The following is a 12,782-nucleotide window of genomic DNA, read 5'->3' on the forward strand; positions in this document are numbered from 1 at the left end:
GTCAGCCCGCGCGGAAAATCAGGTAATCCTCCCAGTCGTCTTCGGGCACGCTGCCTTCGCTGAGCATGCGCCCGGACTGGGAAATGCGTTCGTGGTGCACGGCATCGCGGTCGCCGCAGACCAGGTGGTGCCATAGCGGCAGGTCCTTGCGCTCGCTGACCAGGCGATAGCCGCAGGTGGGCGGCAACCATTTGAACTGGTCAGCCTGGCCCGGCGTGAGCTGGATACAATCCGGCACCGACGCGCGACGGTTCGGGTAGTCGGTGCACTGGCAGGTTTTCAGGTCGAGCAGTTTGCAGGCGATCCGCGTGTAATAGACGCTGTTGTCGTCTTCGTCCTCTAGCTTTTGCAGGCAGCACAGGCCACAGCCGTCGCACAACGACTCCCACTCCTCCTGGTCGAGGTGTTCAAGGGTTTTGCGTATCCAGAAAGGTTCGACTTTGGCGGCCATGGCTCTACATCAGTATCGGTAGGTGAAAAGGCCGCCAGTCTAGTGCCCAAGGCCCCTGGGGCCAAGCGCTTACGACTGGCGGTGTTACAACACTTGTCAGTCTAGTGGCCGCGCAGTAGCTTTGAGCGCCGAATTGACGATCAGGAACTGCTCCATGACACGTGTTGCCGACTATCCGATCCACACCCAGTTCACCGACCGCTGGTCGCCCCGCGCCTTCACCGGCGAGAGCATCTCCAAGGAGACCCTGCTGAGTTTCTTCGAAGCCGCGCGCTGGGCGCCGTCCGCCTACAACTCGCAGCCTTGGCGCTTTCTATACGCGCGCCGCGACACGCCGGACTGGGAGCGTTTCCTGGGCTTGCTGAATGAATTCAACCGTGGCTGGGCGCAACACGCGTCGGCCCTGGTGATCATCGCTTCGAAAACCGACTTCACCGCCCCCGGCGCTACGGAAGAAACCCCGGCACTGTGGCACACCTTCGACACAGGCTCGGCCTGGGGCCACCTAGCGCTACAGGCTAGCCTCAGCGGCTGGCACACCCACGGCATGGCCGGTTTCGATCAGGACCTGACCCGCAAAGAGCTGAAAATCCCGGAAGGTTATGCACTGCATGCCGCCGTCGCGATTGGCAAATTGGGGGACAAGTCGAGCTTGCCGGAGTACCTGCAAGGTCGCGAAACGCCGAGCCCACGCCGGCCGTTGAGCGAGTTGGTATCGGAAGGTGACTTCAGCCTGTAATGCCAAGAGGAGCCGGCATGCCGGCTCCTCTGCTATCAGTAACCGCGCTCGAAATCCACGGTTCCACGCAATGCTTGCTTGGCCTGATACGCCCGCACATTTTGCACGAACAACTCCACCATCAATGCTGGTGACGTCGGTGCCGAACTGTGCCCGGTCAACAACAGGCCCCACGCGGTCCAGAACGGATGACGTTGCGGCAGCGGTTCCTGGCGGCACACGTCAATCACCGCACCGGCCAGGTGCCCTTCTTTCAGGGCCTCGACCAAGTCCGCATCCACCACCGCCACTCCGCGTCCGACGTTGATGAACAACCCGGTCGACTTGAATTGCTTGAACAGCGCCGCGTCGTACAGGTCATGGGTGCTCGGCGTGTTGGGCAGCAGGTTGATCACGTAGTCCACCTCGCCCACCAGACGGCCCAGGGCGTCAAGCCCGGCCACTTCGACAAACGGCGCCTGCTCTCGAGCGGTGCTGGCGATGCCGTACAACTTCACGCCGAACGGCACCAGGAACTCGGCAACGCTCTGGCCTATATCGCCGGTGCCGACGATCAGCACTTTGCGCCCCGCCAGGCTCTGGCCCATGCGGTTGTCCCATTTGCGCTCGACCTGGCTGACCAGACGTGCCAATACCTCACGTTCGTGGCCGAGCATATAGGTGAGGACAAATTCGGCCATGACCTGGCCATAAATGCCCACCGCACGCGTCAGGCGATAGTCGCGGGGCAAGCCTTCAGCCAGCAACGGGGTGATACCGGCCCAGGTCGATTGCAGCCATTGCGGGTGATGGCCCTGGCGCAGCAGCGTCGCCAGCAGGTCCGGCTGGCCCAGCCAGACCGGGCAATCGGCGGCCAGGCGCGACAGTTCTGCCGAGTCGCCGCTGGTCAACACTTCAAGGTCCGGTGCCGCTTCGCCCAGCAATTGGGCGTAGAGCGGGTGATCCTGTTCAGCAATCAGAACACGCATGCATAAAACCTTTCAAAAACAGTACGGACGGCTGCCCGCATCCTTACGGCCACCGCCCACTTATACGATTCCATTGAAGCAAGTGCCCCGGACGGAGCACCGGTCGATCACATCGGGTCGTTGCGGCGCAGCAGTTCTTCGGGCAAGTGTTCGATGTACTCGTCCTCGGGCGGCGGCATTTGCAGGTGGTAACCCTGTTTGTCGAGGTTTTCCAGCACCTGCACGATGTCTTCCTGTTGCAGTTTGCGTTCAGGCGTCAGCACCAGGTTGAACGCGAGCAGCGGCTGGCCGAACACCGCGAGCAAACCTTCGGGCACACGTTTAAGCTCATCACTTTTGAGTACGTAAAGGTACATGCCGGCGCGTTTGGTGCTGCGGTAAATGGAGCAAATACGTTTCAAGGCTGTTCTCCGGCGGTAGCCAGGCTGTCGAGCAGCGCCTGGCCCATCAACTCGCGGCGCCAGCCACGCAGCGAGTCTGGCAATTTATAAGGCCCATCGGGGTAGCCACTTTTGACCAGGGCTTCGAGGGTTTTCTTGCGCAGCATCAGTTCCGGCGCCATCTTCAGGCGTTCGGCTTCCGCCTGGCCAAGGGCGCGCAGTTGCTTGATCAGCGCGGCGGCATCCACCGGCAACGGTTCGGCAACAGCAGGCGGCCATTGGTCCATCGGTACGCTGCCGGCACGCTTGATCAGGTCCAGCAGGAACTGGCCGTCCTGACGCACGGTGCGCGGGTGCATGTCTTCGATCTTGCCCAGGGCGGCGAGGTTATCCGGCTGGGATTTGGCCAAGGGCCACAACGAGTGTTCGCGAATGATGCGGTTGCGCGGCAGGTCACGGGCGCGGGCCTGCTGCTCGCGCCAGGCGCACAGCTCACGCAGTACGGCGAGTTGGGCGCGGGACAGCTTCCAGGCCAGCTTGGCGTCGCGGTACACCTCGTAGGGGTCGACTTCGCGGCGCAGGTTGGCGACCAACTCCGCGCCGTCCTCCAGCACCCAGGCGTACTTGTCGTCCGACAGCTGCGGGCGCAGACGCGTGTAGACCTCAGCCAGGTGCACCGCGTCTTCGGCGGCGTAGCTGACTTGCGTCTCGGACAAGGGCCGCTGCAGCCAGTCCGAACGGGTCTCGCCCTTGGGCAGCTCGATATCCAGCACGGCTTGCACCAGGCGCGAATAGCCCATGGAGAAACCGAGGTTCAGGTAAGCGGCGGCCAATTGGGTGTCGAACAGCGGGACTGGCAGGCTGCCAGTCAAGCGCAGCAACACTTCCAGGTCTTCGCTGCAGGCATGCACCACCTTGATCACTGCCGGGTTTTCCAGCAAGGCGGCCAAGGGTTGCCAGTTGTCGATGGTCAGGGGATCGATCAGGTAAGCGCGCACGCCATCACCAATCTGGATCAGCCCGGCAATGGGATAAAAGGTGTCGACCCGCATGAATTCGGTGTCGAGGGCGACGAATGGCAACTGCTGCCATTCGGCGCAATGCTGGCCGAGGCTATCGTTGTCGCAGATCCAGTGAATATCGATGGCCACACGGCTCTCCCTTGAAGAATGGCGCGCAGTATATATCGCGAAAGGGGCTAGCGAGCATCCGCAGTGCACAGGCAACCATGAAAACTCAGACAGGAGTTGAAGAATAGTCCGACAGGCGGGACTTATCCTCTCTTACGCAGCACGTAGACCCGCCACAGGCTTGAGCCAGGCATGAATTCTTGATGATGCAGGACCTTGAAGCCCGCCTGGCGGAACTCATCATCGACGCAGGTACGGGAGTTGACCGAGACAATCACCGTGTCGCGGCTGACCCGGTGGAACTCGCGCAGTAGGGCCAAGCGCCCTTCACTGCTGGGCACATGGCGAAACAATTCCAGGCAGAAAATGCAATCCACCGCATTCGCCGACAAGCTGATGGAGAACGCCGAGCCCTGGAAGGTCTTGACGCGCTTGAGCAAGGACGCCGGGTGATGGGTGCGGGCATGGTCGAGCATGTCCTGGGAGTTGTCCGACGCCAGGATCACCCGGTTGACGTGTTCGGCCAGCACTGGCCAGAAGCGCCCCGAGCCACAGGCCAGGTCCAACACCAACCCAGGTTCACCGGCAACTTTCAGCGCCTGGCGCACCATCCGCTCATCGCGCCACGACGCCAGTCGCTGCCGCAGCCCTGGCGGCCGTGTATCGCCGCAGACCCTGGCGTGCTCACGGTCACAGCGCTCGGCGTATTCAATCTCGATGGAGGATGGTGGTTGTGGCGACATCGCGGGCTCATGTGGGTGGAACGGCAGTGAACGACCTTGATTCGCAGCTTAACCAGTGCAATGTCAAAAAAAGGTCGAAACGTTCACCACCGAAGCCTGTTCACGCCTGATGCAGGTACCAGCGCCAATCCTGCTCGCCCACTTCGCCCATGAACTGGCGATATTCGGCGCGCTTGACCGCCAGGTACACGTCGAGGAATTCACTGCCGAACGCGTCCCGCGCCCAGCTCGAACCTTCCAGGGCACGTAACGTGGTCAACCAGTCGGTAGGCAGCAACTCCTTGGCCTGGGCGTAGCCATTGCCTTCTACCGGGGCGCCGGGGTCACGCTGCTCACGGATGCCGCGATGGATGCCGGCCAGAATCGCGGCGGCGGCCAGGTAGGGGTTGGCGTCGGCACCGCAGATTCGGTGCTCGATATGTCGAGAACTCGCTGGCCCGCCCGGCACGCGCAAGCTGACGGTGCGGTTGTCCACGCCCCAAGTGGCGGCCAGAGGCGCGTAGCTGTTGGTCTGAAAGCGGCGGTAGGAATTGGCATTGGGGCAGAACATCAGCAAGGAATCGAGCAAGGTGCTGAGCATACCGCCCACCGCCTGGCGCAACAGCGGCGTGCCGTCGGTGGCTTCGCTGGCGAACAGGTTATTGCCCTCGGCATCCGCCAGGCTCACGTGCATGTGCATGCCGGTGCCGGCCAGGTCGTCGAACGGCTTGGCCATGAAACAGGCCGTCATCCCGTGCTTATGCGCCACACCCTTGACCAGGCGTTTGTAGCGCACCGCTTCGTCCATGGCTTGCAGGGCGTCGGCGCGATGCTCCAAGGTGATTTCCACCTGGCCTGGGGCGTATTCGGAGATTGCCGTGCGCGCCGGGATGCCTTGCAGTTTGCAGGCGCTGTAAAGGTCAGCGAGGAAGGGTTCGATCTGCTCCAGCTCGCGCAGGCCGTAGACCTGAGTCGAGCGCGGGCGCCCGCCGTCCACATCCCGCGCCGGTTGCGGGCGGCCGTTGCTGTCGGGTTTCTGGTCGAGCAGGTAGAACTCCAGTTCCGCCGCCATCACTGGGTAATAACCGTCGGCCTTGAGTCCATCGATCACCTTGGCCAGCAAATGCCGGGGATCGGCGACGGTCGCGGGCAGGCCTTCGGTGGGGTGCATGCTGACTTGCACGGCCGCCGTCGGAATCAGGCGCCACGGCATGCGCTGCAAACTGCCGCTGATCGGGTAGGCGCGGCAATCAATATCACCCACCTCCCACACCAGCCCGGAGTTTTCCACGTCGTCGCCATTGATGGTCAGGCCAAGAATGGTACTGGGCAGCGGCCGGCCGCTTTCATACACCGCCAGCAACTCATCGCGGTGCAGCAACTTGCCGCGTGGCACGCCGGTGTTGTCGAGGATAAACAGCTCGAACATCTCGATGTCCGGGTTTTGTTCGAGGAAGGACTGGGCTTCGTGCAGGCAGGCAAAGACACTCATGGGCATTCTCATACGTGTGGGTCAGGCAGGCGCGCAGGTGCACGCCATCCAGGCGATGGATCAACGTAGGAATGCGCTATCTGGTGGGCGTGCGTGTCGGCAGTGAAACAGTGCCCAGAACGCGAGATCGGACGGCAGTATCGCGGGGTGGGTGTCGGAGGAGCCGTCCATGCGGGGATCACAGTGCTAGAGGTAACCGTCAGCGTCACACGCCTGCACAGTTGATTAAATTCAGGGTTGACGGAGTTTGGTTGCGACTTGGCTAAACATTCGCCGCGCCTTGCTACCTGGCCCGGTGCTGGAAATAATGAGCGCCCACGCCCATGCCCCAAGGACTCGACCGCATGAAAGCTCCTTTTGCCCTCTGTGTACTGGCAAGTCTGGCCACCAATGCCCTGGCCGACACCGCGCCGTCGCGCCTCGACCAGGTGCTCCAGCGCGGCACGCTGACCGTTTGCACCACCGGCGACTACAAGCCCTACACCTCGCTGCGCGCCGACGGCAGCTATGAAGGCATCGACATTGCCATGGCCGAGTCCCTGGCCAAGAGCCTCAACGCAAAGATCCAATGGGTGCCCACCACCTGGAAAACCCTGATGCCGGACTTCCTGGCCCAGCGCTGTGACATTGCCGTGGGCGGGATTTCGGTGTCGCTGGAGCGCCAGAAAAAAGCCTTCTTCAGCCAATCCCTGGGCGTCGACGGCAAAATCCCGTTGGTGCGCTGCGCCGATGTGCAGCGCTACCAGACGGTCGAACAGATCAACCAGCCCCAGGTACGCGTAATCGAACCGGCCGGCGGCACCAACGAAGTATTCGCCCGTGCCCACTTGGGCCAGGCGCAGATCCGCCTGCACGACAACGTGACCATCTTCGATGAACTGCTGGCGGGCAAGGCCGATGTGATGATCACCGACGCCAGCGAAGCGCGTTACCAACAGAAGCTCAAGCCGGGGCTGTGTGCGGTGAACCCCGAGCGGCAGATGCAGTACAGCGAAAAAGCCTTCCTGTTGCCCCGTGATGATGTGGCCTGGAAAAGCTACGTCGATCAATGGCTGCACCTGAGCCAGGCCACGGGGGCCTATGACGCTATCGTCAGCCAGTGGCTGGCCGCGCCTTGATCAACGACACGAAGGCGCGACACGCGGCACTGCGATAGGCGCCCTTGCGGCTCAGCAGTGCCACGGTGCGTTGCGGCAATGCAGGGCTGATTGCCACTGCGTTCAAACCTGGCTGGGCCTCGGCGATTGCACTGGGCAGGATGGTCGCCAGCGCCGTGCTGCGCACGATTTCAATGATTGCACTGATGGAGTTGGCCTCCATGGCAATCAAAGGGCATACCTCCTGGGCACGGCAGTAATCATCGATGTAGCGGCGGGTCGCAAAGCCGGTGTTCAACAACACCAGGGGTTGCGCCAGCCACTGCCGACTGTCCACCCCCGGATGATTGGCGCCGACCACCACACTCAGCGTTTCAACAAACAGCCCTTCGCACTCGATATCCGGCAGATGCTCGCCGGTAAAACCTATGCCGATATCCAGCGCGTCTTCCGCCAAGGCGGCTTCCATGCGGTCCTGGGTCAGCTCCTCGATGCTCACCGTAATCCCCGGATACCGCTGGTTGAACTGCGCCAGCAACGGCCCGATCAGGTAGGCGGTAAAAGTCGGCGTCATGGCCAGGCGCAGGTTGCCCCGGCTCAAGTCCTGCACGTCATGCATGGCGCGGGTGCCAGCCTGCAAGTCCTGCAAGGCCAGCCGTGCAAAGCGCACATAGGCCTCGCCGGCGTCGGTCAGGCTGACGCTGCGCCCGGAGCGGTCCAGCAGCGGTGCACCCAAGGTGTCCTCCAACTGCTTGATCTGCTGCGACAAGGTCGGCTGCGACACATGCAGCGCCTCGGCGGCGCGGGTGAAATTGCGGTGTTCAGCCACCGCCAGCAGGTAACGGATATGGCGCAGCAGCATCGAAGCCCCCAACTATAGGCATGACCAATGGAAACCATAATAAGCCGGCCTTGGACGCTATAGCTGAAAACTTCCATCCTTGCCCCATCAGCGACGCAAGGAGAACCTCCCATGCAACATCTCATCGATGGCTTCCGCAAATTCCAGGCCGAAGCCTTTGCCCAACGCAGCGACCTGTTCAAACACCTGGCGACCACGCAAACCCCGGGCACACTGTTTGTGTCCTGTTCCGACAGCCGTGTAGTCCCCGAGCTACTGACCCAGCAAGAACCGGGAGACCTGTTCGTAATCCGCAACGCCGGCAACATCGTGCCGTCCTACGGCCCGGAGCCGGGCGGTGTGTCGGCCACCGTCGAATATGCGGTGGCGGTGCTGGGGGTCAGTGACATTGTGATCTGCGGCCATTCCGACTGCGGGGCGATGACTGCCATCTCCACCTGCAAATGCCTGGACCACCTGCCCGCGGTGGCCAATTGGTTGCGCCATGCAGAGTCGGCCAAGGTGATTAACGCCGCACGCCAGCACACATCCGATGCCGCCCGCTTGAGCGACTTGGTACGCGAAAACGTGATCGCCCAGTTGGCCAATCTCAAGACCCACCCTTCCGTCGCCCTGGCCCTGGAACAAGGCCGACTGACGTTGCATGGCTGGGTGTACGACATCGAAACGGGCGCCATCGACGCCCTGGACAGCCGCAGTGGGCGTTTCGTGTCACTGCTCAATCAGATCCACGCTGCCTGACCCCATTTCAACCAAGAGGACAACACCATGTTGCAATCCAACTTCTCACAAACCCCACGCCTGGCCCTGGCCGACACCGTTATCGACCTCAAGGCACGCAAGAACCTGTCCTGGCAAGACCTCACCGACGGCACCGGGCTCAGCCTGGCGTTCGTCACCGCCGCTCTGCTCGGCCAGCACCCGCTGCCCAAGGACGCTGCGGACGTGGTCTGCGACAAGCTCGGCCTGGACCAGGACGCCAGCCGCCTGCTGCAAAGCGTGCCCCTGCGCGGCAGCTTCCCCGGCGGCGTGCCGACCGACCCGACGATGTACCGCTTCTACGAAATGCTTCAGGTCTATGGCACCACCCTCAAGGCGCTGGTCCATGAGCAATTCGGCGACGGCATCATCAGTGCAATCAACTTCAAGCTAGACATCAAGAAGGTCGAGGACCCGGACGGCGGCTCCCGCGCGGTGATCACCCTGGACGGCAAGTACCTGCCGACCAAACCCTTCTGAGTCGCCCGTGACCGTCTACGCTCTTGTCACATCAACAAGAACGAGGGACGGGTAATGAAGGTAGTGTTCCAACTCACCTGGCTGCTGCTGTTGTGTTTCAGCCAGGTGCACGCTGAAACGACTCAGGATGAAGACGCCAAGGCGGCCAAGGCGCTGCTGGAAAAAGCCTTGGTCTACTACCAGAGCAACGGCGACAAGGCGTTTGCCGCCTTCAGTCGACAGGGCGAATTCGTCGACCACGATCGCTATGTGTTTGTGGTCGACACGAAGGGCGTGCTGCTGGCCAGCGGTGGTCCATCCTCCGCCTTGATCGGCCGTGACGTGTCCGAAGTCCTCGGGCCGGATTTGCGCCAGTCCTTCAAGGATGCGCTCAAGGTGCCGGAAGGCCAGGGCATCCAGCAGGCCGACTATCGCTGGCAAAACTGGAACGATGGCAAGGTCGAACACAAGCACGTTTTTTATCAGCGCGTGGGCGAACGCATCCTCGCGGTGGGCTATTACTTGCCACGGGCCACACCGGAACAGGCCCGTTCCCTGCGCAACAAGGCGGCAACCGCCTTGCTCAAGGATGAAACCGGCACACTCAAGGCCATCAATTCATTGCAGGGCGGTTTCCTACAGGATGATCTTTACGTGTTTGTGGTGGACCTCAATACCCGGCGCTACGTGGCCCACGGTACTACGCTGCGGCTGATCAACACCGACTTCAGCAAGATCAAGGACCCGGACGGTAAGCCGGTGGGCGAGCCGATCCTCAAGCTGATGGCCGAGCAGGACCAGGGTGAGTACAAATACCGCTGGAAAAACCCGGTGACCGACAAGATCGAGAACAAGCATGCGTATGTGCGCAAGGCCGGGCATTTCATGGTGGCGGTGGGTTATTACAGCCCTTGAAACTACTTGGCCTTGTCTTCACGGCCACGCAGCACCCGATTGGGCATCGCAATCGCCGCCGCCAGCCCCAGCAGTGACACCGCCGCACTGACCATCAACAAATGCCGGAACGTCACCGCCAACTCCCCGCGCAGGGCATCCTGCGCCGGGCCGGGGGCGGCGTTGAGGCCGTCGAGCAGCACGTTACCGGAACCGCCTTCGGCCACCAGCGCGCCGCTGGCCAGGTGGGCGAAGCTGGAATCCTGCAACAGCGCCAGCAACAGCGCCGACATGCACGCCACACCCACTGCCCCACCCAGGGAACGGAACAGGTTGGTGGTGCTGGTGGCGACGCCGATATCGCGCTGCTCCACCGAGTTTTGCGTGCCCACCAGGGACGTCGGGAATTGCATGCCGGCCGCAATGCCGCACAGCAGCATGAACAAGGCCGTCAGCCCCACCGCCTGCGGCGCGCTCAGGGCCATGCCGAGAATGGCGAAGGGGCTCAATAGCGCGCCGCTGAGGATCATCGGCTTATAGCGCCCGGTCACCGAGGTCATGCGCCCGGCAAAATAAGCCCCCATCGGCAAGCCCATGGCCAATGGCAGCAAGTGCAGCGCCGCGCTGTCCGCGCCGGAACCGGTCACCGTCTGATAACGCAGCGGCATCAGCACCGTCAGGGAAATCGCCTGGAAGCTGGTGAAAAAGATCGTACACCAGCACAACACCGCACTGCGGTTGGCAAACAAATGCATCGGCAACAACGGCTCCCGCGCACGGCGCTCGTGCCAGACAAACACCGTCAACGCCACCAACGCACAGGCAAGCAGTCCCAGCACCTGATCATCGCGCCAATGATGGCCCTGGCCAATTTCGGTGATGCCCAGCAACAAGGCCGTCAGGCCGATGATCATCAGCACAGTGCCGAGGTAATCGATGATCGGCTTGCGCTGCGGCACCGGCAACCCCACCAGCGTGCGATGAGCCACATACCAGGCGCCGGCGCCCAGGGGCAGGTTGATCAGGAACACCCAGCGCCACGACAGGTACTCGGTCATGTAGCCGCCCAGTACCGGTCCGGCCACGCTGGCCACCGCGTACATGCTGCTGAAATAGCCCTGGTAGCGGCCACGTTCACGGGGCGGGATGATGTCGCCGATGATCGCCTGGCTCACCGAAATCATGCCGCCAGCGCCGATACCCTGGAGAATCCGCGCCAGCACCAGTTGCTCCATGCTTTGCGCCATGCCGCAGAACAGCGAGGCCAGGGTGAACAGGCCCATGCCGATCAGCATCATCGGCCGCCGCCCGTACAGGTCACCGAGCTTGCCGTAGATCGGCACCGCCACGGTCATCGCCACCATGTAGCCGGAGATGACCCAGGCCAGCAGGTTGACGTCATGGAACTGGGCGGAGATCGCGGGCATGGACACGGCGACAATGGTCTGGTCCAACGCCCCCAGAAAGATCGCCATCATCAGTGAGGCGAGAATGCTGCGCACAGCGGGCAGTGGCGGAACAGGCTGATTGAGGTGCGTCACGGCAGGACCTTCGAGCAAGGCCCGCGGGAAAAGGCGGCCCACGGGAATGCTCGATACGATAGCAGGCTATTCGATAGCTTCGTATGGAAGTCCGACGTAATTTTCTGCGATGGTCTTGCATCCCGCCTCGGAGTGGATGAAGTACTCAAGCTCACTCTCGGCGATGCGCTGGCTGAAACCGTCGGCCTCGGGAAACTGATGCAACATCGAGGTCATCCACCAGGAAAACCGCTCGGCCTTCCACACCCGCCGCAGACAGATGGCGGAATAGCGCTCCAGCAGATCCACCCGCCCTTCGCCGTAAACCTTGAGCAAGATCCGGTACAGGGTGCTCACATCACTGGCCGCCAGGTTCAAGCCCTTGGCGCCGGTGGGCGGCACGATATGCGCCGCATCGCCGAGCAGGAACAGGCGCCCGTACTGCATGGGTTCCACCACAAAACTGCGCAGCGGTGCGATGCTTTTTTCAATCGACGGGCCGGTCACCAACTGATCGGCGAGGTGGCTGGGCAGGCGGCTTTTCAGTTCGTCCCAGAAGCGTGCATCGGACCATTCGTCAATCGGTTCCTCGACCGGCACCTGCAGGTAGTAACGGCTGCGCGTCGGCGAACGCATGCTGCACAGCGCAAAGCCGCGCGCGTGCTTGGCGTAAACCAACTCGGCGTGTACCGGCGGTGTATCGGCGAGGATGCCCAGCCAACCAAAGGGGTAGACCCGCTCGAAGACCTTGAGCGACTCAGCAGGGATCGATTGGCGCGCAATACCGTGATAACCGTCGCAACCGGCAATGTAATCGCACTCCAGGCGAAAGGATTCGCCCTGATGTTCAAAGGTCAGCCAGGGTCGATCACTTTTGAGATCGTGAGGCTGCACATTGCGCGCTTCATACAGGGTGGTGGCACCGGCGGCGGCACGGGCGGCCATCAGGTCGCGGGTGACTTCGGTCTGGCCGTAAATCATCACCGATTGACCGCCTGTCAGGCCCTTGAGGTCGATATGGGTGAGTTGACCGTTCAGCGCCAACTCGAAACCATCATGCACCAGGCCTTCGCTATCCATTCGCTGACTGACACCCGCCTGCCTCAGCAGGTCGACCATGCCTTGTTCCAGCACCCCGGCACGGATGCGGCCTTGCACGTAATCGGCGCTCTGGCGCTCTAGGATAAGGGTCTCGATCCCTGCCTGATGCAGCAGTTGGCCAAGCAGCAATCCAGAAGGACCGGCGCCGATAATGGCGACTTGGGTTTTCAGCGTTTTCATTATTTTTATGGTCCGCAATTTCCACTCG

At 62.1% G+C, this 12,782-nt stretch carries 14 protein-coding genes; 5 read left to right on the plus strand and 9 right to left on the minus strand.

The window, feature by feature from the left end; translation table 11 throughout:
* Position 1: 1 nt before the first annotated feature.
* Positions 2–451 (minus strand): YcgN family cysteine cluster protein, encoded by a 450-nt coding sequence (locus WH299_RS13040; RefSeq protein WP_003172524.1) that lies wholly within the window; start codon positions 449–451, stop codon positions 2–4.
* Between the two features lie 154 nt (positions 452–605).
* Between WH299_RS13040 and WH299_RS13045 the strand changes: the two genes are divergently transcribed.
* The gene (locus WH299_RS13045; protein ID WP_122724943.1) at positions 606–1,190 is read left to right on the plus strand and encodes a nitroreductase family protein; all 585 of its coding nucleotides are present in this window, start codon (positions 606–608) and stop codon (positions 1,188–1,190) included.
* A gap of 35 nt (positions 1,191–1,225) precedes the next feature.
* On the opposite strand, the gene WH299_RS13050 is transcribed toward WH299_RS13045, so the two are convergent.
* The 5 genes from WH299_RS13050 to WH299_RS13070 all read right to left on the minus strand — a co-directional run bounded on the left by WH299_RS13050 (position 1,226) and on the right by WH299_RS13070 (position 5,882).
* Positions 1,226–2,158 (minus strand): D-2-hydroxyacid dehydrogenase, encoded by a 933-nt coding sequence (locus WH299_RS13050; RefSeq protein ID WP_122724941.1) that lies wholly within the window; start codon positions 2,156–2,158, stop codon positions 1,226–1,228.
* A gap of 107 nt (positions 2,159–2,265) precedes the next feature.
* Complete coding sequence (locus WH299_RS13055; protein ID WP_028619389.1) at positions 2,266–2,559, minus strand: YcgL domain-containing protein; 294 nt, start codon at positions 2,557–2,559, stop codon at positions 2,266–2,268.
* Positions 2,556–3,689, minus strand: a complete 1,134-nt coding sequence (rnd, locus tag WH299_RS13060; RefSeq protein ID WP_339550454.1) for a ribonuclease D — start codon at positions 3,687–3,689, stop codon at positions 2,556–2,558. Before rnd ends, WH299_RS13055 begins: the two co-directional genes overlap by 4 nt.
* A 122-nt stretch (positions 3,690–3,811) precedes the next feature.
* Positions 3,812–4,411 (minus strand): class I SAM-dependent methyltransferase, encoded by a 600-nt coding sequence (locus tag WH299_RS13065; protein WP_028619387.1) that lies wholly within the window; start codon positions 4,409–4,411, stop codon positions 3,812–3,814.
* A 100-nt stretch (positions 4,412–4,511) separates the two neighbouring features.
* Positions 4,512–5,882: a glutamine synthetase family protein gene (locus tag WH299_RS13070; protein ID WP_339550455.1), complete on the minus strand. Its 1,371-nt coding sequence runs from the start codon at positions 5,880–5,882 to the stop codon at positions 4,512–4,514.
* A 344-nt stretch (positions 5,883–6,226) separates the two neighbouring features.
* Between WH299_RS13070 and WH299_RS13075 the strand changes: the two genes are divergently transcribed.
* Positions 6,227–7,000 (plus strand): transporter substrate-binding domain-containing protein, encoded by a 774-nt coding sequence (locus tag WH299_RS13075; RefSeq protein WP_123476345.1) that lies wholly within the window; start codon positions 6,227–6,229, stop codon positions 6,998–7,000.
* Here WH299_RS13075 and cynR read toward each other — a convergent pair.
* Positions 6,975–7,841, minus strand: a complete 867-nt coding sequence (gene cynR / locus WH299_RS13080; protein ID WP_126570021.1) for a transcriptional regulator CynR — start codon at positions 7,839–7,841, stop codon at positions 6,975–6,977. The two genes, WH299_RS13075 and cynR, sit on opposite strands and share 26 nt — an antisense overlap.
* A 111-nt stretch (positions 7,842–7,952) precedes the next feature.
* Between cynR and WH299_RS13085 the strand changes: the two genes are divergently transcribed.
* From WH299_RS13085 to WH299_RS13095, 3 genes are read left to right on the plus strand one after another with little or no spacing between them, the layout of a single operon-like run.
* On the plus strand, positions 7,953–8,582 hold the full coding sequence (locus tag WH299_RS13085) for a carbonic anhydrase (protein WP_033902612.1): 630 nt from the start codon (positions 7,953–7,955) through the stop codon (positions 8,580–8,582).
* A gap of 27 nt (positions 8,583–8,609) precedes the next feature.
* The gene (gene cynS / locus WH299_RS13090) at positions 8,610–9,080 is read left to right on the plus strand and encodes a cyanase (RefSeq protein WP_028619382.1); all 471 of its coding nucleotides are present in this window, start codon (positions 8,610–8,612) and stop codon (positions 9,078–9,080) included.
* Between the two features lie 54 nt (positions 9,081–9,134).
* Positions 9,135–9,974 carry a cache domain-containing protein gene (locus tag WH299_RS13095; RefSeq protein WP_126570020.1) on the plus strand — a complete coding sequence of 280 codons (840 nt, stop codon included), beginning with the start codon at positions 9,135–9,137 and terminating at the stop codon, positions 9,972–9,974.
* A 2-nt stretch (positions 9,975–9,976) separates the two neighbouring features.
* On the opposite strand, the gene WH299_RS13100 is transcribed toward WH299_RS13095, so the two are convergent.
* Both WH299_RS13100 and pobA read right to left on the minus strand, forming a co-directional pair.
* Entirely contained in the window at positions 9,977–11,494 is a 1,518-nt protein-coding gene (locus WH299_RS13100; protein WP_126570109.1) for an MDR family MFS transporter, read from the minus strand.
* A 66-nt stretch (positions 11,495–11,560) separates the two neighbouring features.
* The gene (pobA, locus tag WH299_RS13105) at positions 11,561–12,745 is read right to left on the minus strand and encodes a 4-hydroxybenzoate 3-monooxygenase (RefSeq protein ID WP_339550489.1); all 1,185 of its coding nucleotides are present in this window, start codon (positions 12,743–12,745) and stop codon (positions 11,561–11,563) included.
* Positions 12,746–12,782: the final 37 nt, after the last annotated feature.

Source organism: Pseudomonas sp. MYb541 (assembly GCF_037479595.1).
In the GTDB taxonomy this organism is placed as follows: Bacteria; Pseudomonadota; Gammaproteobacteria; order Pseudomonadales; family Pseudomonadaceae; genus Aquipseudomonas; species Aquipseudomonas canadensis.